Here is a 17,305-nt window from a genome sequence, read left to right on the forward strand (position 1 = left end):
GCCCCGCCGAGACGTGCGGGAGGCCGGCTCGATCCCCTGGTAAGGCAGAGGAATGCTCCCGTCCGGATCGGGTACGCGAGCAGGGCTGTACCACCGTCGCTACCAGGGGATCTGCCATGGACACACCCGCGAACGACTACACGCCGGCGCGACGAGCGCTGGACGCGCTGGCCGACAACACGGAGGACAGGGTGGCACTGGACACGCTCGCGAGCAGCGACGTCCTCGTCCCCGTGCCCGACGACGTGGGCGAGGAGGACGCCACCGACCCCGGCGCCGTGGCGCTGCCGGTCATCGAGCGGCCGGGCGGCGAGCCGGTCGTCCCCGTCTTCACCTCCGAGCCCGCTATGGCCGAGCTGCTGCCCTACATCTCCCGCTACCGCCTGGTACCGCTGGGCGCACTCGCCTCCCAGTGGCCGGCCGACGATCTGGCGCTGTCCATAGACGCCGGGTCCGACCATCCGCTGACCCTCACCTCGGAGGGCGTACGGACCCTGCTCGCCCGACCGTGACCACGCGGGGTGCGGGACCGCCGACCCGGGTCCCGCCCCGCTGAGCCGCGACCAGTTCCGGCCGCCCGCCCCGAAGGTCGGCCGGAACTGCACCCTGCCGCGGGGTGGTTCGGCCGTATCGGAAGGGAAGATCCCACCGAGGGGCCGACGCGAAAGGGTGGGGGGTCGTCTTGAGGGTCGTCCTGCTCGGCACCGCCGGCGCGGGCGGTTTCCCGCGCTGGAACTGCGCCTGCGTGCGATGCGACGCCGCCCGGGACGGGAAGCTGCCCGCCCGCGGCCCGGAATGCGCGGCCGTCACCGGCAACTCCCGTGACTGGTGGCTGCTCAACGCCTCACCGGACATCCGTACCCAGCTCGCCGCCGTCCCCGCCCTGTCGCCCGGCACCCGGCACACCCCGGTGCGGGGCGTGCTGCTGACCGACGCCGAGGCCGACCACGTGGCGGGCCTCGCCGTGCTGCGCGACGCCGCGGGGCTGAAGACGTACGCCTCCCCACCGGTGCTCGCCGCGCTGGCCCCGGCGCGGGCGGCCCTCGCCCGCCAAGCCCCCTGGGAGTGGGCGGACAGCCTCACCGAGGGCGGGTTCGTGCTGGCCGGCGGCCTGGTCGTGACGGCGCATCCGATCGCCGGAGAGGCACCCGCGTACCTGCCGGCCAAGGCCTCGGAGCGCCGCTGGGTGATCGCCTACCGCATCGAGGACCTGGTCAGCGGCCGTGTCCTCGTCTACGCGCCCCGCGTGCGCGCCTGGTCCCCGCTGCTGGACGACCTGATCGCGACAGCCGACGGCGTCGTCCTGGACGGCACCTACTTCACAGCCGACGAAAAGCCGCGGACACCGCGGACACTGCAGGCACCGCAGGCACCCCAGACACCGCAGGCGCTGGGAACCGGGTCGCATCTGCCCGTCTCGGGCCCGGCCGGCAGCCTCGCCGCCCTGGCCCGCCACCCGCACGCCCGCCGGATCTACACCCACCTCGCCGACACGAACCCACTGCTCGACCCGGCCTCACCGGCCCGTGCGCAAGTGGCGGAGGCGGGCGTCGAAATCCTCCCGGACGCCGCCGATTTCGTGCTCTAGCCGCGCGGAGCGCCGCGCCCGCCGTCAGCCGCTCAGCGTCCGGGCCAGCGCGTCCCGTTGCAGCGGCAGGACCTCGGCGTGCAGGTCACGGCCCTTGCGGGTAAGGGTGACGTACACGCCGCGCCGGTCCTCCGCGCACACGGAACGCTCCACCAGACCGTCCTTCTCCAGCCGCCCGATCAGCCGCGACAGCGCGCTCTGGCTGAGATGCACCCGCCCGACGAGGTTCTGCACCCGGCACTGCGCGCCCTCCTCGGGCGCTTCCGTCGCGAGGATGTCGAGCACTTCGAAGTCGCTCGCTCCCAGGCCGTGCGGATGCAGTACGCGGTCGATCTCGCACATGGTGCGTGCGTGCACCGACAGGATGTCCCGCCACCGTTCCTCGAGCCCCGCCTCGGCCGTTTTCGCTGCCATACCGGCACGGTAGCACCGAATCGGCCATTCGTTGCCTGTGCAACTAGTGAGTGCGCAAGCGGATGCACGAGCGGGAATGAGGGTGCACGAGGAAGGCGGGGCGGGCGGCCGGGACGTCAGCCGGTCGGGTCCTGGAGCAGCCCGACGAGGTTGCCGTCGGCGTCCTTCACGGAGGCGATCAGCCGGCCGCCCCCGACGTCGTGGACGTCCTGCAGCGGCTCGGCCCCCGCCGCCAGCAGGGCCGCGTGGGTCGCCCTGATGTCGGACACGTGCCAGTAGGGGACCGGACCGGTCATGCCCTTCGCGTGGCCGTTGGGGTCCAGACCGACGTCCTGCCCGGCGTCCTTGTAGCCGACGTAATACGGCTCGTCGGCGTACGGCTCCGTCGCCAGCAGGGCGCTGAACAGGGCCTTCGCCCGGTCGAGGTCCTTGACGGGGTAGATGATCGTGGTGACTCCGGCGGTCATGACGTCCTCCTGGCGTGAGCTGTGCCGACGGTTTTCGTCGGTGGTCTCACGCTAGGCCGGGGGCCGGGCGGACGGCTTCTCGATTCCTGACCGGTCAGGTCGAGTCCCGCTTCACCAGCTCCGTCGGCAGGATCACCGCCGCCGGGACCTCGCCGCCGATCTGTGCGAGCAGCAGCCGTACCATCTCGGCGCTGATGCGGTCGTACGGCTGGCGGATCGTCGTGAGGGCGGGGGTGGCCTCCGTCGTCCTCGACCACGGCCGCACTGCACCTCGCCAAGGGCGGTGACCTGTCCGGCACCCGCTGGTGGTTCGACAACGCCGTCGCGAACGGCGTCAAGTTCGACGCGATCGGCCTGTCCTACTACGGCTACTGGCACGGCACGCTCGCCGACTTCCAGGCCACCCTGGACGACGTGGCCGCCCGCTACGGCAAGCCGGTCTCCGTCGCCGAGACCGCCTACCCGTTCCGGTTGGACAGCGAGGACTCGCACGAGAACATCATCGACACCGCCGCCGAGCTGGTCTCCGGCTACCCCGCCACCGTGGCCGGGCAGACGAGAGGGATGAACGACGTGACGAGCATCGTGGAGGCCGTCCCGAACGGCCGTGGCCTCGGGGTCCTCTACTGGGAGGCGACCTGGACCGCCGTCACCGGCAACGGCTGGGACCCGACCGACGCCTCGTCCGGCAACGGCGGGGAGAACCAGGCCCTGTTCGGCTACGACGACAAGGCGCTCTCGTCGACGGCGTGGTTCAGCCACCGCTGAGTCGGTCCGTCGAGTCCGTGACAGAGGGGCCCGGCCGCGCCGTTGCGGCCGGGCCCCGGCACGAACGGCCCGGTGCCGCGCAGCCGTCAGCCGGCGCCCCGTTCCGGCACCGGACCGAGTTCGCGGTGCTCGCGCACGGCGATCCGGGCCAGCTTCGTGAGCATCATGCCGTTGCGGATCGCGACGACGTAGTCGACGGGCAGGCCGTGCATCCGGGTGCCGGGGCCCCGCAGGGGATGCCAGTCGATGACGAAGAGGGTGTGCTCGCCCCAGGGGATCAGCTTCATGGCGATGCGGGCCGCGCCGAAGGGATCCGCCCGCGCCTCCAGTTCCAGGCGCAGCCGTGGTTCGCAGATGCGGACGACGACGGTGTCGTCCAGGGTCAGAGGCCCGACACCGACCCGCACGCGCAGCCGGGCGCCCTCGTCCGGCCAGTGCGGATCCACGGCGAGGACCTGCTGCGTTCCCGTGACCCACTCCCCGTAGCGACGGCCGTCGGACAGCAGGCTCCAGACCTCGGACGGCGAGCTCAGGATCAGACGGCGGTTGCGCGCCACGCCGACCACGCTCCTTCTCCTCGGCCGCTCACCGGGCCCTTCGACAGTAGCCGCGGCGTGCGGGGCGGGCATCCGCAGCGCAGCGGCGGGACGATCGGCCGACCGGACCGTTACCCTGTTGACCGGCCGCGATCACCTCGCGGCGCGGCGGTGGGGCCCGCCGTACCCGAACCGCGGCAGTGCCGCCGCCAACGGTCCCTACTTGCACCGGCGAGGCCCGCACGCCCGGGCCCAGGCGAGTAGGAGACGTACGACCATGACAGCTCCGGACACCGAGAACCTCCGCGCCCCGGCCGGCACCGCGCCGCCGCCGGCCTGGCGGACCCAGGCGCCGGTCGTCGCGGTGGTCGCGGCCGGCGGAGCCGTCGGTGCCGTGGCCCGGTACGCGCTCACCCTGTGGTGGCCCCTCCAGCCGGGCGGCTTCCCCTGGGCGACCTTCTGGACCAATGTCGTCGGCTGCGCCGTGATCGGCGTGTTCATGGTGGTCATCACCGACGTGTGGGCCGCCCACCGCCTCGTCCGCCCCTTCTTCGGCACCGGAGTGCTCGGCGGCTTCACCACCTTCTCCACCTACGCCGTGGACATCCAGAGACTGGTGGACCACGGGCACCCCCGCATCGCCCTGGCGTACCTCGCATGCACCCTGATCACGGCACTCACGGCGGTCTGGCTCGCGGCAGCGGCCACCCGCCGCGTCCTGAAGCGGAGGCAGTCATGACCGGACCCGCCGGCCGGGCCCTGCGCCTGACCGTTCTCGTCGGCGAGCACGACACCTGGCATCACAAGCCTCTGTACGCGGAGATCGTGCACCGCGCCCACGCGGCGGGCCTCGCGGGCGCCAGCGTCTTCCGGGGCATCGAGGGCTTCGGAGCGTCCTCGCTGATCCACACCTCACGGCTGCTGTCGCTGAGCGAGGACCTGCCGGTCGCGGTGGTGGTCGTCGACAGCGAGGAGCGCGTAAGGGCCTTCCTCCCGCAGCTCGACGGACTCGTCACCGAGGGTCTCGTCACCCTCGACGCCTGCGAGGTCGTCCGGTACCCCCGCCGCTCCGACACTCCCGGCGCATCGGACAGGGAAGGTAAGAAGTCACCGTGAACTGGCTCCTGGTGATCGCGGGCGCAGCCGTCGGCGCTCCCCTGCGCTACCTCACCGACCGCGCGGTCCAGACCCGGCACGACTCGGTGTTCCCCTGGGGCACCTTCGTCGTCAACGTCACCGGCTGCCTGATCCTCGGCCTGCTGACCGGCGCCGCGAGTGCCGGCGCCGCGAGCTCCCACCTCCAGCTCCTGCTCGGCACCGGGCTGTGCGGCGCCCTGACCACCTACTCGACCTTCTCCTACGAGACCCTGCGGCTCACCGAGACGGGAGCCGGGCTCTACGCCCTCGGGAACGTCGTGGGGAGCGTGATCGCGGGCCTCGGGGCGGCCTTCCTGGGGGTGTGGATCGCCCAGTCGGTGTGGTCGTAGCCCGGCCGCCACGGTGTCGACGGCGCCACAGTCACACCCGCACCTGGTAGGACAGTGCGCACCACCCGTCCCGCCGACCCCCGGAACTGGATCCCATGAGCGCCATCAGCGTCGGTCAGGCCGTCGTCCTCGGAGCCGTCGAGGGGGTGACCGAGTTCCTGCCCGTCTCCTCGACCGGCCATCTGAAGATCGCCGAAGGGCTGATGGGCATCCCCGTCGACGACGACGCGGTCGTCGGGTTCTCGGCCGTCATCCAGGTCGGCGCCATCGCCGCCGTCCTCGTGTACTTCTTCAAGGACATCGTGCGGATCCTCACCGCCTGGGTGCGCGGGCTGCGGGACAAGGAGGAGCGCTACCACCACGACTACAAGTTCGCCTGGTGGGTGATCTACGCGACGATCCCGATCGTCGCCGTGGGCCTGGCCGCCAAGCCGCTCATCCAGGGACCGCTCGCCTCCCTGTGGGTGGTCGCGGGCTCGCTGATCGTCGGCAGCGGCGTGATGTGGGCGGCGGACCAGGTGGGGCGGCACAAGCGAGGGGAGGACGACACCTCCTTCAAGGACGCGATGCTCGTCGGCAGCTCCCAGATCCTCGCCCTGCTCTTCCCGGGCTTCTCGCGCTCCGGCGCCACGATGTCCACGGCGCTGCTGCTCGACCTGGACCGCCTCGCCGCCACCCGCCTCTCCTTCTTCCTCGGCATCCCGGCCCTGACCGGCGCCGGCGTCTACGAGCTGAAGGACGCCCTCGGCACGACAGGCACCGGCGCGCTGCCGCTGGCCGTCGGCACCGCCGTCTCCTTCGTCGTCGCCTACGCCTCCATCGCCTGGCTGCTCAGGTTCGTCGCCAAGCACTCCTTCAACGCCTTCGTGATCTACCGGATCGTCGTGGGCCTGCTGCTCTTCGGGCTGCTGGGCGCGGGAGTGATCAACAGCTGACCCGGGCCGGGCGTGATGCCGGCTTTCCACCGTCACGCCCGGTGAATCTCTCAGTGAATCTCTCCCTTCGCATCCCTTGACACCACCCACGGCTCACCCGGAGTATCACTCCCGTGAACCTGTCAGACAGCCGGACAGCCGGACAGCCTCCACGCCGCATCAGCGCCATGGAGGCGGTGCTGGCGCACCTGCGCGGCGCCATCGAGCGCGGCGAGTACGCCGTGGGCGACAAGCTCCCCTCCGAGGCGGAGCTGTGCCGCACCCTGGAGATCAGCAGGCCCGTCCTGCGCGAGGCCCTGCGGGCCCTGCAGACGATGGGCCTGACCGTCTCCAAGACCGGCAAGGGCACCTTCGTCGTCGCCAACACCGTCGAGGACCCCACCTTCGGCGACTACTCGGCGAGCGACCTGCTGGAGGTGCGCCGCCATGTCGAGATCCCGGTCGCCGGGTACGCGGCGCTGCGCCGCACCCCGGAGAACCTCGACCACCTGGCCCATCTGCTCGACCGTATGGAACGGGAGACGGACACCACCGCGTGGGTCGCGATGGACTCCCTCTTCCACCTGGCCGTGGCCGAGGCCGCCCAGAACCCGGTGTTCCGCCGGGTCATCGAGGAGATCCGCGACGCACTGGCGCGTCAGTCGGCGTTCCTCAACGAGCTGGGCGGTCGCCGCGAGCAGTCCAACCGCGAGCACCGGGCCATCGTCGAGGCGCTGATCGACGGTTCCGAACTCGACGCGACCGACGCCATGGCCCACCACCTGGACCGCGTCGAGACCACCCTCACCGACATCGTGCGCCCCGAGCGCACGGACAGCACCACGGAAGGCGGACCCGAGGCGTGAGTGAGCAGTCCCTGCACGAGGGCGTGCAGAAACGTTCCGACCATGTCGACGCCGGAGACCACGGCTACAGCAAGTCGCTGAAGGCCCGGCACGTCAACATGATCGCCATCGGCGGAGCCATCGGCACCGGCCTGTTCCTCGGCGCCGGCGGCCGGCTCGCCGATGCCGGCCCGTCCCTGTTCATCGCCTACGCGGTCTGCGGCGTCTTCGCCTTCCTCGTGGTCCGCGCCCTCGGCGAACTCGTCCTGTACCGGCCCTCCTCCGGCGCCTTCGTGTCGTACGCCCGGGAGTTCATGGGGGAGAAGGGCGCGTACACGGCCGGCTGGATGTACTTCCTGAACTGGGCGACCACCGGCATCGCCGACATCACCGCGGTCGCCACCTACACCCACTACTGGGGCATGTTCTCCGACATCCCGCAGTGGGTGATCGCGCTGATAGCCCTGGCCGTCGTCCTCACCGTGAACCTGATCTCGGTGAAGTTCTTCGGCGAACTGGAGTTCTGGTTCGCGATCATCAAGGTCGGCGCGCTCGTCGTCTTCATGCTGATCGGCATCTTCCTGCTGGTCACCCAGCAACCCGTGGACGGCCACACCCCCGGCCCGTCCCTGATCACCGACAACGGCGGCGTCTTCCCCAACGGCCTGCTCCCGATGCTGCTCATCGTCCAGGGCGTCGTCTTCGCCTACGCCTCCGTCGAACTGGTCGGCGTCGCCGCCGGTGAGACCGAGAACCCCGAGAAGATCATGCCGAAGGCGATCAACTCGATCATGTGGCGCGTCGGCCTGTTCTACGTCGGCTCCGTCATCCTCCTGTCGATGCTGCTGCCCTGGTCCTCGTACAAGGCGGGCGAGAGCCCCTTCGTCACCGTGCTCTCCAACATCGGCGTCCCCGCGGCCGGCGGCATCATGAACCTCGTCGTGCTCACCGCGGCCATGTCCTCGCTCAACTCCGGCCTGTACTCCACCGGCCGCATCCTGCGCTCCATGGCGATGTCGGGCTCCGCCCCGAAGTTCACCTCGGTGATGAGCCGCAGCCAGGTCCCGTACGGCGGCATCCTGCTGACCAGCGGTATCTGCGTCCTGGGCGTCGGACTCAACTTCGTCGTGCCCGCCGAGGCGTTCGAGATCGTGCTGAACTTCGCCGCGATCGGCATCCTGTCCACCTGGGGCATGATCATGATCTGTCACCTGCTCTTCTGGCAGAAGACCCAGAAGGGCGAACTCACCCGCCCCGGCTACCGACTGCCGGGCTCCCCCTGGACCGAACTCGTGACGCTGGCGTTCCTCGCCTCCGTCCTGGTCCTCATGTACGCCGACGGAGGCGCCGGCCGCACCACCGTGCTGTGCCTGCCGCTGATCGCCGGGGCGCTGGTCGCGGGCTGGTACGCCATCCGCAGCCGGGCCGGGCGCACCCCCGCCAAGGCCGACACGTGAGACCCGAGTCGGTCGACGACCCCTCATCGACCCACGACAACCAGGCAGTGATGTACACCAGCTCGACAGCGGACGCACCCCTTGTCCGCGAACCCCTCCACGCACCCGTCGCCCACCTCATACGCGGCGGAATGATCGAAGGCATCCACTACGGCTCCGTCGTCGTCCTCGGTGGCGACGGCGAGGTCCGGTTCCAACTCGGTGACATCGAGGCCGCCTTCTACCCGCGCTCGGCGCTCAAGCCCCTCCAGGCCGTCGCCATGGCGCGGGCCGGGCTCCCGCTCGACGGCGAGCTGCTCTCGCTCACCGCGGCGAGCCACTCCGGCGAGGAACGCCACCTCGCCGGCACCCGGCGCATCCTCGAACTCGCCGGGCTCACCGAGGACCACCTGCGCAACGTCCCGGACATGCCGTACGACCCGGTCGTCCGGGACGTCTGGGTGCGGGAGGGCCGTGCGCCCTCCCGGCTCGCCCAGAACTGCTCCGGCAAGCACGCGGCCATGCTGTACACCTGCCGGCTCAACGGCTGGTCCCTGGAGGACTACCTCGACCCCGGGCACCCCCTGCAACAGGCGATCGCCGAGATCGTGGAGGACCTGACCGGGCAGCGGATCGCGCGGGTGACCGTCGACGGGTGCGGCGCTCCCTTGTTCTCCGTGTCCTTGCACGGCCTGGCCCGCGCTGGCGCCCGTATCACCAGCGCGGTGCCGGGTACGCCGGAGGCGCGGGTCGCGGACGCGATGCGGGAGCACGCGGAGATGGCGTCCGGCTCCGGGCGGGACGTGGCCGCGCTGATGCGGGCCGTGCCGGGGCTGCTCTCCAAGGACGGGTTCGAGGGCGTGCAGGTCGCCGCGCTGCCGGACGGGCGGGCCGTCGCCGTGAAGATCGCCGACGGAGCGAACCGGGCGCGCGTGCCGGTCGCCGCGGCGGCGCTCGCTTTCGCCGGTGTCGATCCCGAGTTGCTCACCGAGTTCCGGGGTGAGGCGCTTCTGGGCGGTGGGCGAGAGGTCGGGTGTGTACGGCCCGTCCGTTCGCTGGAGCCGGTCGTCGTCTCGGCCTGCGCCTGAGGACGTGCCCCGACCCATGTCCGGCGGCCGCGGGTTGTACGTGGCTTGTCGCGCAGTTCCCCGCGCCCCTTTCAGGGGCGCCGTCCCTCACCTTCTCTGAAAGAAGAACCGCTTCGCCATGAACGCCGTCACCCGCAGCGAGCACGACCTGCTCGGCGACCGTGATGTACCCGCCGACGCCTACTGGGGTGTGCACACCCTGCGTGCCACCGAGAACTTCGCCATCACCGGCACGCCGATCTCCGCCTACCCGCACCTGATCGACGCCCTCGCAGCCGTGAAGGAGGCCGCCGCCCTCGCCAACGAGGAGCTCGGGCTGCTGGAGCCGAAGAAGGCAGCCGCGATCGTCGCCGCGTGCCGGGAGATCCGCTCCGGTGAGCTGCACGACCAGTTCGTCGTGGACGTCATCCAGGGCGGCGCCGGCACCTCGACCAACATGAACGCCAACGAGGTCGTCGCCAACCGGGCGTTGGAGCTGCTGGGCCACGAGAAGGGGCAGTACGCCTACCTGCACCCCAACGAGGACGTCAACCTCGGTCAGTCGACCAACGACGTCTACCCGACCGCCGTCAAGATCGCGACGGTGTTCGCGGTGCGCGGGCTGCTCAAGGCGATGGCCGTCCTCCAGGACGCGTTCGCCCGCAAGGCCGTCGAGTTCCGCGATGTGCTCAAGATGGGCCGTACGCAGTTGCAGGACGCCGTGCCGATGACGCTGGGGCAGGAGTTCTCCGCGTACGCCGTCATGCTCGACGAGGACCGGGCCCGGCTCGCCGAGGCCGTCGAGCTGATCCACGAGATCAACCTCGGTGCGACGGCCATCGGCACCGGCCTCAACGCCCCGGCCGGATACGCGGAGGCCGCCCGCCGCCACCTCGCCGCGATCACCGGGCTGCCGCTGGTCACGGCGGCGAACCTGGTCGAGGCCACGCAGGACTGCGGGGCGTTCGTGCAGATGTCCGGTGTGCTCAAGCGCATCGCCGTCAAGCTCAGCAAGAGCTGCAACGACCTGCGGCTGCTGTCCTCCGGCCCCCGCGCGGGGCTCGGCGAGATCAACCTGCCGCCGGTGCAGGCCGGTTCGTCGATCATGCCCGGCAAGGTCAACCCGGTGATCCCCGAGGTCGTCAACCAGGTCGCCTTCGAGGTCATCGGCAACGACGTCGCCATCACCATGGCCGCCGAGGCCGGGCAGCTCCAGCTCAACGCCTTCGAGCCGGTCATCCTGCACTCCCTCTCCGAGAGCATCACGCACCTGCGCAACGCCTGCGTGACGCTCGCCGAGCGCTGCGTGGTCGGCATCACCGCCAACACCGAGACACTGCGCCGGACCGTGGAGAACTCCATCGGGCTGGTCACCGCCCTCAACCCGCACATCGGGTACACGGCCGCGACCGACATCGCCAAGGAGGCCCTCGCCAGCGGCCGCGGCGTGGCCGAACTGGTCCTGGAGAAGGGCCTGTTGCCCGCCGAGACCCTGGCCGACCTGCTGCGCCCGGAGGTCGTGGCGGGCAGCGGTCAGGCCCTGGTCTGACCTGGACGAACACCGACGGCGCGGGCGCGCCGGGAGCGGCTGGGAGGCACAATGGTGATCATGGCAGCGTCAACGTCGTCACTGACCTTCCAGCCGATCCTGGAGCGCATCGCGGAGGAGATCGAGCGGACCCCCGGCCGCGGCCGGCCCGCCGACTACATCCCGGCGCTCGCGGCCTGCGACCCCCGCAGCTTCGGCATGGCCGTCGCCGAACTCGACGGCACGGTGTACGGCGTGGGGGACTGGCGCGAGCCGTTCTCCACGCAGTCCATCACCAAGGTCTTCACCCTCGCGCTCGACCTGGCCCGCGAGGGCGACGAACTCTGGGAGCACGTGGGCCGCGAGCCCTCCGGCAACCCCTTCAACTCCCTGGTCCAGCTGGAGTACGAGAACGGCATCCCGCGCAACCCGTTCATCAACGCGGGCGCCCTCGTCGTCACCGACCGCCTCCAGACCCGCAGCGGCGACGCGGCCGGCGAACTCCTCGCCTTCCTGCGTGCCGAGAGCGGCAACCCGGCCCTGGACTTCGACAAGGACGTCGCCGCCTCGGAGTCGGCGCACGGCGACCGCAACGCCGCCCTCGGCCACTTCATGGCCTCCTACGGCAACATCGACAACCCCGTCCCGGCCCTGCTCGACCAGTACTTCCGCCAGTGCTCCATCAAGGCGTCCTGCGCCGACCTGGCCCTGGCCACCTCCTTCCTCGCCCGCCACGGCGTCCGGGCCGACGGCACGCGCCTGCTCACCCGCAGCCAGGCCAAGCAGATCAACGCCGTCATGCTGACGTGCGGCACATATGACGCTGCGGGCGACTTCGCGTATCGGGTGGGTCTGCCCGGCAAGAGCGGCGTGGGCGGCGGAATCATCGCGGTGGTACCGGGCCGCTGCACGCTGTGCGTCTGGAGCCCGGGTTTGGATGAACGGGGCAATTCGGTGGCTGGGGTGGCAGCCCTGGACAGATTTACAACCCTGACGGGCCTGTCCGTGTTCTAGAGGGGGCACTGAGGTGCCCCTTCAGGGGCGCGGGGCGTGGTCGGTCTGCGGCTACCGCCGCGTGGGCGCGACAAGCCACAACGGACCCGCGGCCTGCGATCCTGCGCACCAGGCAGACGCGTCGCATCCTCGACGAACGGCCACAATCGATCACCGGCCCGTCATACCCCGGCTTCCCACCGGAGGGAACCGCGTCAACTACCGGCCACCCGGCGTTGACACGCTGACCGAGTGTTGGCCATGGCTTTCCCCGTCGATCTCCGCCGCTGCCAGATACTCGGTCTGGCCGGCACCGCCTTCCTTGCCCTGGGCGGTGAGACGTCCGGCGCGCTGCCGGTCCGGGAACTCCTGGCCCCGAGTTCGGTCCACGCGGCCCTCGGCCTGGTCGGTGTGTACTTCGGCGTCGTCCTGCTGATAGCGGCGTGGCTGCTGCTGGGCCGGCTCGTGCGCAGCGCCGACCCGCCGACGCCGCGGGCCCTGCTGCTCGTCCTGGCCGTCTGGGCCACCCCGCTCTTGATCGCGCCTCCGCTGTTCAGCCGGGACGTGTACAGCTACCTGGCCCAGGGCGCCATGGTCGACGCGCACATCGACGTGTACGCCTACGGCCCCGCCCACCTCGGCGGCCCCCTCGCCGACGAGGTCGCCCCGCTGTGGCGGCACACCGCGGCCCCCTACGGCCCGGTGTTCATGGGCGTCGCCTCCGTGCTGTCCGGCGCGACCCGAGGCGAACTGCCCGCGGGACTCCTCGGCATGCGGCTGATAGCGCTGCTCGGCGTGGGGCTGATGGCGGCCGCGCTGCCGCGACTGGCCCGGCACAGCGGAGCCGAGCCGGCGGCCGCGCTGTGGCTGGGCGCGCTGAACCCGCTGGTGCTGCTGCACCTGGTCGCGGGCGCCCACAACGACGCCATCATGCTGGGCCTGCTGGGCGCCGGTCTGGTCGCGGCGCTCGGCCGGTGGCCCGTCCTCGGCGCCGTACTCGTCACACTCGCCGCGCTGGTCAAGGCGCCCGCCGCCCTCGGCCTCGTCGCCGTCGTCCTGCTCCGGATGCGCTCCGGCCACCACCCGGCGAAGGCCATAGTGACCACCGCCGCCGCGGCCGCGGCCACCACGGTCGCCGCCACGGCCGTGGCAGGCACCGGATACGGCTGGATAGGCGCCCTGGACACCCCGGTCTCCTCGCAGAACTGGGCACTCACCAGCCTGCTCGGCCGGGCCACCGGCTCGCTCCTGGAGCAGGCCGGCAGTGACCTCGCACCGCTGGCCGTGCCCGTGTGGCACGCCTTCGGCCTGGTCCTCACCGCGGTCCTGGTGCTCCTCATATGGTGGCGCTGGCGTCCGCGCCCGGTTTACGCGCTGGGCCTGAGCCTGGCGGCCGTCGCCGCCTTCGGACCGGCGATCCGCCCCTGGTACGCCCTGTGGGGCCTTTTCCTCATAGCCGCCGCGGCCCCCAGTACCTCGGTACGGCACCGCGTGGCCGCCCTCACCGGAGTGCTCGCGCTCGCGGTACTGCCCAGCGGCGGCGCCGCGGACGCCGGCCAGCTGCTGCTGGCGGTCTCCGGCGGCGTGCTCGCCGTGGTCGTCCTGTGGCAGGCACACATGGCCGCGCAGGCCCCGGCGTTGGAGCGCACCGCATGAACCTGCCCCGCACCGACCGCGGGCGGCTCGCGCTCGTCCTCGTGCTCGCCGCCGCCGTGACCGTCTTCACCGCCACCGTGCCGCTGCTGCGCGACTGGTTCGACCTGCGCGTCTACTACGGCACCGTCGACAGCTGGGTCCACCACGGCGGCCGTATCTACGACTACCGGGTGCCCGGCACCACGTACGGCTTCACCTACCCGCCCTTCGCCGCCGTTGCGATGCTGCCCATGGCCCTGCTGGGGCTGCACGCGGCCATCGCGGTGGCACTGCTGCTCAACCTGGCGGCGCTCGTCTTCGTGCTGCGTGTGCTGGCCGGCCGGGCCTGGCGGCGGTACGGCTGGTACGGCTGTGCGCTGGCCGTGTGCGGGCTCGCCCTGTTCGAACCGCTGCGGGACACCTTCAGCTTCGGCCAGGTGAACATCCTGCTGCTGGCTCTGGTGCTTCTCGACTGCCGGCTGCTGTCGACGGGCCGCACGCGCTGGGCGGGCGTCGGCATCGGTCTGGCCGCCGCGATCAAGCTGACGCCCGCCGCGTTCATCGGCCTGCTGCTGGTGGCCCGGCGCTGGCGGGCAGCGGGCATGGCGACGGCCGTCGCGGCCGCGGCGACGGCGGTGGCGGCGTGGGTGGCGCCCGAGGCGTCCCGCTTCTACTGGACGCACGCGATGTGGGACACCACCCGGGTGGGCCGCCTCGACTACGTCTCCAACCAGTCGCTGCAAGGCGTCCTGGCCCGGCTGGACGTGGAGAGCCGCGCGGTCTGGGCGGTGGTGGTGCTGCTGGTCCTGGGTGTCTGGGTGGCACGCACCCGCCGCGCCGTGGCGGCCGGCGACTGGACGGCGGCATTCGCCCTCACCGGGCTGACCGCGTGCCTGGTCAGCCCGATCACCTGGGTCCACCACCTGGTGTGGCTGCTGCCGTCCTTCGCCGTCCTCGTACGCGACGGACACAGGCGGGTCGCGGGCGTCCTGTACGCGCTGCTGTGCACCAGCGTGGTGTGGCTGTGGTTCGACGACGCGTCCGGCGTCGACGGCTTCCTCGGCAGCAACACCTACGCCTGGATCACGCTCGGCCTGCTGCTCCGGTTGCCGGTCGGTCAGCTCGGCGCCGACCGCCCGACCCTGCCGCGCGTCACCAGCGACACGGCACCGGCCCCCACCCCGGCGGCGCCCGCGATCGCGCAGGCCTCGGCCCAGCCCGGCTCGCCCTCGGGGGTCACCGCCGCCACGACGGGCACCGTCTCGGGTCCCGGGCTCGGCCTGGCCCGCAAGCCGTCGAGCGACCCCACCGGCTCGACCCGCCCGGCCGCGCCGAACCCCCAGTCGAGCAGCTCCCCGGCCTCCTCGTAGACGGCGTGCCCGCCGCCCGCCCGGGGATTGAGCACCGTCACGACGAGGGTGCGATCGCCCCGGCGGGCGGCGGCGACGAGCGTGTTGCCCGCCTCGCTGGTGTAGCCGTTCTTGATGCCGATGATCCCGGGATAGCGGGTCACGCCGTCGGCGCCGGTGAGCAGCCGGTTGGTGTTGCGGATCGGGTACGACCAGCCGCCCGCCGGGAACATCGCCACCGCGGTGCCGCAGTACCGCGCGAACTCCGCGTTGCGCAGCCCCGCCCGGCCGAACACCGCAAGGTCGTACGCCGACGACACCTGGCCGGGCGTGTCGTACCCGTCCGGCGACATCACCCGGGTGTCGAGGGCGCCCAGCGCACGTGCCTTGTCCTGCATCCGGCCGGCCGTGGCACGCCAGCCCCCGTTCAGCGAGGCCAGCACCCGCACGGCGTCGTTGCCGGAGCTGAGGAACACCCCGCGCCACAGATCGGCGATCCGGTACGTACGTCCCTCGGCGACGCCGACCATGCTGCTGCCCGGCCCGATCCCGGCCAGCTCCTCCTGGCGCACGGTGTGCGGGACGCCGGCGGGCAGGCTCGGCAGCAGGGTGAGCGCGAACAGCGTCTTCAGGGTGCTGGCGGGCGGCAGCCTGCGGTGCGCGTCGTACGCCGCGAGCACCTCCCCCGAGTCGGCGTCGGCCACCAGCCACGACAGCGCGGAGACCCGCGGGACCAGGGGGGCGCCGGGCAGCGGCCGTACGTGGGTGCCGGACCGGTACAGCAGCGCGGGCGCCGGGGTGGATGCCGCCCGGGGCTCGCCGGACGTGTCGGGGTCGTGCCCGCTGCGGGCGGCCGCGGTGGCCGGCGCGAGGGCCAGCAGTCCGGCCGCGCAGAGCACGCAGCTGGACACGAGAGTGCGGGTAGTAAATCCGATCTTCATACCGTCAACGTAGGAAGGCAGCCGTCCCGGGACGCGCTGGCCGGGCCGGTCGGCGTGCGTCGGCACCCGGACGGGCGATGCCGACGGTGTGTCACTCGCCGGGCAGCGTCGGCTGGATCCGGCGAAGGAACGTGGCGTTGTCGGGCGTCTCCCGCATCCGCTCCAGGAGGGTCTCCAGGTTGGACTGGCCGTCCCGGGACTGCAGGGCCCGGCGCAGCCCGCGTACGGTGGTCAACTCGGCCGGGGCCAGCAGGAGTTCCTCACGCCGGGTGCCGGACGGGTTGATGTCGACGGCGGGGAAGACACGGCGGAAGGCGAGGTCCCGGCTCAGCCGCAGCTCCATGTTGCCGGTGCTCTTGAGCTCCTCGAAGAAGTAGTCGTCGGCCCGGGAGCCGGTCTCCACCAGGGCCGTGGCCAGGATGGTGAGCGAACCGCCCTCCTCGGCGAGACGCGCGGCGCCGAAGAACCGCTTCGGCCCGTGCAGCGCGGCCGCGTCGACGCCGCCGCTCAGGGTGCGGCCACCGGACGCGGCCGCGTTGTTGTGCGCCCGGCACAGCCGGGTCAGGGAGTCCAGCAGGATGACGACGTCCTCGCCCGCCTCGACGAGCCGCTTGGCCCGTTCGATGACGAGCTCGGCCAGCGCGATGTGCTGCTTGGGCGCCCGGTCGAAGGTGGAGGCGTACACCTCGCCGCGCACCGAGCGCCGCATGTCGGTGACTTCCTCGGGCCGTTCGTCGAGGAGCACCACCATCAGCCGGCACTCGGGGTGGTTGCCGGCGACGGCGGCGGCGATCTGCTGGAGAAGGACCGTCTTGCCGGTCTTCGGTGGGGCCACGATCAGGCCGCGCTGGCCCTTGCCCACGGGGGAGATCAGGTCGGCGACCCGGCCGGTCAGACCGGACGCCGGGTGCTCCAGCCGGATCCGCTCACGCGGGTGAAGCGGCGTCAGGTCGCCGAAGTGGCGGCGATTGCGGTCGGGGGCGCGCCCGTTGACGCGGGCGACCTCGGTGAGCGCGCGCCGGTCGCCGCGCACGCCGTCGACCTGGTCGCCCTTGCGCAGGCCGTGACGGCGGATCAGCGCGGGGGAGACCTGGGGGTCGGACGGCGAGGGCAGCAGGTTCGCGGCGCGCAGGTGCCCCTTCCCGCTCGCGTCGATGTCGAGGACACCGGTGACGGCCTGGGCCTTGGGCTCCTGCTGGACTGTGGGGTGTTCGAGTGTGGTGGTCATGGTGGTCGGTCCTTTCACGGACGGAAGGCATGGGACATGCGGAAGGAAGGGATGAGCCGCGGACATCGGGAAGGCCGTGGGAACGCCTTCGGGCGGCGGGAAACAGCAC

The 17,305-nt window shown here is 71.8% G+C and carries 17 protein-coding genes and 3 pseudogenes; 14 read left to right on the forward strand and 6 right to left on the reverse strand.

The genetic code is table 11. The annotated features are described in order from the left end of the window. Nucleotides 1-116 precede the first annotated feature (116 nt). Nucleotides 117-512: an SseB family protein gene (locus ACIRD7_RS14885; protein ID WP_403453227.1), complete on the forward strand. Its 396-nt coding sequence runs from the start codon at nucleotides 117-119 to the stop codon at nucleotides 510-512. Nucleotides 513-682: 170 nt separating this feature from the next. Continuing rightward, nucleotides 683-1,588, forward strand: coding sequence for a pyrroloquinoline quinone biosynthesis protein PqqB (pqqB, locus tag ACIRD7_RS14890; RefSeq protein ID WP_403453228.1), 906 nt, complete (start codon nucleotides 683-685; stop codon nucleotides 1,586-1,588). A 24-nt stretch (nucleotides 1,589-1,612) separates the two neighbouring features. On the opposite strand, the gene ACIRD7_RS14895 is transcribed toward pqqB, so the two are convergent. From ACIRD7_RS14895 to ACIRD7_RS14905, 3 genes and pseudogenes are all read right to left on the reverse strand, one after another. Further along, nucleotides 1,613-2,002 carry a MarR family winged helix-turn-helix transcriptional regulator gene (locus ACIRD7_RS14895; RefSeq protein ID WP_403453229.1) on the reverse strand — a complete coding sequence of 130 codons (390 nt, stop codon included), beginning with the start codon at nucleotides 2,000-2,002 and terminating at the stop codon, nucleotides 1,613-1,615. Nucleotides 2,003-2,118: 116 nt separating this feature from the next. Further along, nucleotides 2,119-2,469, reverse strand: a complete 351-nt coding sequence (locus ACIRD7_RS14900) for a VOC family protein (RefSeq protein WP_403453230.1) — start codon at nucleotides 2,467-2,469, stop codon at nucleotides 2,119-2,121. Between the two features lie 94 nt (nucleotides 2,470-2,563). Next, a pseudogene (locus ACIRD7_RS14905) lies at nucleotides 2,564-2,716 on the reverse strand (substrate-binding domain-containing protein); the annotation flags it as partial. Here ACIRD7_RS14905 and ACIRD7_RS14910 point away from each other — a divergent pair. Then, nucleotides 2,713-3,237 (forward strand): annotated as a pseudogene (locus tag ACIRD7_RS14910) (glycosyl hydrolase 53 family protein); the annotation flags it as partial. The pseudogenes ACIRD7_RS14905 and ACIRD7_RS14910 overlap by 4 nt on opposite strands. 86 nt (nucleotides 3,238-3,323) lie before the next feature. Here ACIRD7_RS14910 and ACIRD7_RS14915 read toward each other — a convergent pair. Then, nucleotides 3,324-3,794 (reverse strand): SRPBCC family protein, encoded by a 471-nt coding sequence (locus ACIRD7_RS14915; RefSeq protein ID WP_403453231.1) that lies wholly within the window; start codon nucleotides 3,792-3,794, stop codon nucleotides 3,324-3,326. Between the two features lie 256 nt (nucleotides 3,795-4,050). On the opposite strand from ACIRD7_RS14915, the gene crcB (ACIRD7_RS14920) reads away from it, so the two are divergent. The 11 genes from crcB (ACIRD7_RS14920) to ACIRD7_RS14970 all read left to right on the forward strand — a co-directional run bounded on the left by crcB (ACIRD7_RS14920) (nucleotide 4,051) and on the right by ACIRD7_RS14970 (nucleotide 15,048). Continuing rightward, the gene (gene crcB / locus ACIRD7_RS14920; protein ID WP_403453232.1) at nucleotides 4,051-4,512 is read left to right on the forward strand and encodes a fluoride efflux transporter CrcB; all 462 of its coding nucleotides are present in this window, start codon (nucleotides 4,051-4,053) and stop codon (nucleotides 4,510-4,512) included. Beyond that, nucleotides 4,509-4,889: a DUF190 domain-containing protein gene (locus ACIRD7_RS14925; protein WP_403453233.1), complete on the forward strand. Its 381-nt coding sequence runs from the start codon at nucleotides 4,509-4,511 to the stop codon at nucleotides 4,887-4,889. The genes crcB (ACIRD7_RS14920) and ACIRD7_RS14925 overlap by 4 nt, the downstream gene beginning before the upstream one ends. Then, nucleotides 4,886-5,260 carry a fluoride efflux transporter CrcB gene (gene crcB / locus ACIRD7_RS14930; protein ID WP_403453234.1) on the forward strand — a complete coding sequence of 125 codons (375 nt, stop codon included), beginning with the start codon at nucleotides 4,886-4,888 and terminating at the stop codon, nucleotides 5,258-5,260. Before ACIRD7_RS14925 ends, crcB (ACIRD7_RS14930) begins: the two co-directional genes overlap by 4 nt. 95 nt (nucleotides 5,261-5,355) lie before the next feature. After that, on the forward strand, nucleotides 5,356-6,195 hold the full coding sequence (locus ACIRD7_RS14935; protein WP_403453235.1) for an undecaprenyl-diphosphate phosphatase: 840 nt from the start codon (nucleotides 5,356-5,358) through the stop codon (nucleotides 6,193-6,195). 167 nt (nucleotides 6,196-6,362) lie between these two features. Continuing rightward, complete coding sequence (locus ACIRD7_RS14940; RefSeq protein ID WP_403453839.1) at nucleotides 6,363-7,040, forward strand: FadR/GntR family transcriptional regulator; 678 nt, start codon at nucleotides 6,363-6,365, stop codon at nucleotides 7,038-7,040. Then, nucleotides 7,037-8,476: an amino acid permease gene (locus ACIRD7_RS14945; protein ID WP_403453236.1), complete on the forward strand. Its 1,440-nt coding sequence runs from the start codon at nucleotides 7,037-7,039 to the stop codon at nucleotides 8,474-8,476. The genes ACIRD7_RS14940 and ACIRD7_RS14945 overlap by 4 nt, the downstream gene beginning before the upstream one ends. A gap of 50 nt (nucleotides 8,477-8,526) precedes the next feature. Next, complete coding sequence (locus ACIRD7_RS14950) at nucleotides 8,527-9,543, forward strand: asparaginase (RefSeq protein ID WP_403453841.1); 1,017 nt, start codon at nucleotides 8,527-8,529, stop codon at nucleotides 9,541-9,543. Between the two features lie 118 nt (nucleotides 9,544-9,661). After that, nucleotides 9,662-11,071, forward strand: coding sequence for an aspartate ammonia-lyase (aspA, locus tag ACIRD7_RS14955; RefSeq protein WP_403453237.1), 1,410 nt, complete (start codon nucleotides 9,662-9,664; stop codon nucleotides 11,069-11,071). Between the two features lie 51 nt (nucleotides 11,072-11,122). After that, nucleotides 11,123-12,064 carry a glutaminase gene (locus ACIRD7_RS14960; protein ID WP_403453238.1) on the forward strand — a complete coding sequence of 314 codons (942 nt, stop codon included), beginning with the start codon at nucleotides 11,123-11,125 and terminating at the stop codon, nucleotides 12,062-12,064. Nucleotides 12,065-12,304: 240 nt separating this feature from the next. Further along, complete coding sequence (gene mptB, locus ACIRD7_RS14965) at nucleotides 12,305-13,699, forward strand: polyprenol phosphomannose-dependent alpha 1,6 mannosyltransferase MptB (RefSeq protein ID WP_403453239.1); 1,395 nt, start codon at nucleotides 12,305-12,307, stop codon at nucleotides 13,697-13,699. Beyond that, entirely contained in the window at nucleotides 13,696-15,048 is a 1,353-nt protein-coding gene (locus ACIRD7_RS14970) for a glycosyltransferase 87 family protein (protein ID WP_403453240.1), read from the forward strand. The genes mptB and ACIRD7_RS14970 overlap by 4 nt, the downstream gene beginning before the upstream one ends. A gap of 86 nt (nucleotides 15,049-15,134) precedes the next feature. Here the strand turns inward: ACIRD7_RS14970 and ACIRD7_RS14975 are convergent. Together ACIRD7_RS14975 and rho are read right to left on the reverse strand one after the other, a co-directional pair. Further along, a pseudogene (locus ACIRD7_RS14975) lies at nucleotides 15,135-15,968 on the reverse strand (D-alanyl-D-alanine carboxypeptidase family protein); the annotation flags it as partial. Between the two features lie 91 nt (nucleotides 15,969-16,059). After that, nucleotides 16,060-17,196, reverse strand: a complete 1,137-nt coding sequence (rho, locus tag ACIRD7_RS14980; protein ID WP_403453241.1) for a transcription termination factor Rho — start codon at nucleotides 17,194-17,196, stop codon at nucleotides 16,060-16,062. Nucleotides 17,197-17,305 lie beyond the last annotated feature (109 nt).

The sequence above is a fragment of the Streptomyces sp. NPDC093568 genome, from assembly GCF_044764945.1.
Lineage (GTDB): Bacteria > Actinomycetota > Actinomycetes > Streptomycetales > Streptomycetaceae > Streptomyces.

What these genes read in the sequence shown, in the direction of transcription:
- ACIRD7_RS14885 (WP_403453227.1), top strand. Translation starts at nt 117, where the DNA reads ATGGACACACCCGCGAACGACTACACGCCGGCGCGACGAGCGCTGGAC.
- ACIRD7_RS14895 (WP_403453229.1), bottom strand. Translation starts at nt 2,002, where the DNA reads ATGGCAGCGAAAACGGCCGAGGCGGGGCTCGAGGAACGGTGGCGGGAC.
- ACIRD7_RS14900 (WP_403453230.1), bottom strand. Translation starts at nt 2,469, where the DNA reads ATGACCGCCGGAGTCACCACGATCATCTACCCCGTCAAGGACCTCGAC.
- crcB (WP_403453232.1), top strand. Translation starts at nt 4,051, where the DNA reads ATGACAGCTCCGGACACCGAGAACCTCCGCGCCCCGGCCGGCACCGCG.
- ACIRD7_RS14925 (WP_403453233.1), top strand. Translation starts at nt 4,509, where the DNA reads ATGACCGGACCCGCCGGCCGGGCCCTGCGCCTGACCGTTCTCGTCGGC.
- ACIRD7_RS14935 (WP_403453235.1), top strand. Translation starts at nt 5,356, where the DNA reads ATGAGCGCCATCAGCGTCGGTCAGGCCGTCGTCCTCGGAGCCGTCGAG.
- ACIRD7_RS14940 (WP_403453839.1), top strand. Translation starts at nt 6,363, where the DNA reads ATGGAGGCGGTGCTGGCGCACCTGCGCGGCGCCATCGAGCGCGGCGAG.
- ACIRD7_RS14950 (WP_403453841.1), top strand. Translation starts at nt 8,527, where the DNA reads ATGTACACCAGCTCGACAGCGGACGCACCCCTTGTCCGCGAACCCCTC.
- aspA (WP_403453237.1), top strand. Translation starts at nt 9,662, where the DNA reads ATGAACGCCGTCACCCGCAGCGAGCACGACCTGCTCGGCGACCGTGAT.
- ACIRD7_RS14960 (WP_403453238.1), top strand. Translation starts at nt 11,123, where the DNA reads ATGGTGATCATGGCAGCGTCAACGTCGTCACTGACCTTCCAGCCGATC.
- mptB (WP_403453239.1), top strand. Translation starts at nt 12,305, where the DNA reads ATGGCTTTCCCCGTCGATCTCCGCCGCTGCCAGATACTCGGTCTGGCC.
- ACIRD7_RS14970 (WP_403453240.1), top strand. Translation starts at nt 13,696, where the DNA reads ATGAACCTGCCCCGCACCGACCGCGGGCGGCTCGCGCTCGTCCTCGTG.
- rho (WP_403453241.1), bottom strand. Translation starts at nt 17,196, where the DNA reads ATGACCACCACACTCGAACACCCCACAGTCCAGCAGGAGCCCAAGGCC.